Below are 559 nucleotides of genomic sequence, written 5' to 3' on the forward strand. Positions count from 1 at the left end.
CTTCACCAATTTGAGGTTGTCTACCTAATAATTGCATTGATTTTAAAACATCCTGTCTGTTAATCACACCGACAGCTTTTTTATTATTATCAGTTACTGGTAATAATTCAATCCCTTCCCAAATTAATAAATGGGCACAACTAGCAACCGTATTTGTTAATTTAACACTCAATGGATTTTTAGTCATAACTTTACCTAATAGGTCTTCTTCGTTCATATTAATGATTTCTCTACTAGTTACTATACCTACTAATTTAAATTCTTCGTTTACTATAGGAAACCTTGTATGGCCGGTTTCATTCGCTATTTTTTTGTAATCATGTATTGTCATTGAATCAAATAACACTGATAGTTCATTGATTGGTTTAACTATATCCTCAACCACAAGTATTTCTTTGCGTATTTTTTGATTAAACATTGCTTTATTGATGATATTAGCAACTAAGAATGTATCATAACTTGAAGAAATAATTGGTAATTCATGCTCATCTGCATAACGTATAATTTCAGCACTTGGACGAAAACCACCTGTGATGAGTATTGAAGTTTCACGTTTTAA

1 protein-coding gene is annotated in these 559 nt (G+C 30.6%); it reads right to left on the minus strand.

Features of this window, described 5'->3' with window-relative positions; all coding sequences use genetic code 11:
* Positions 1 to 559, minus strand: a 559-nt coding sequence (locus IE142_RS40235) for a CBS domain-containing protein (RefSeq protein WP_191889504.1), incomplete at both ends; no start/stop codon positions are given.

The organism is Streptomyces mutabilis, from assembly GCF_014649815.1.
GTDB classification, from domain to species: Bacteria; Actinomycetota; Actinomycetes; order Streptomycetales; family Streptomycetaceae; genus Streptomyces; species Streptomyces mutabilis.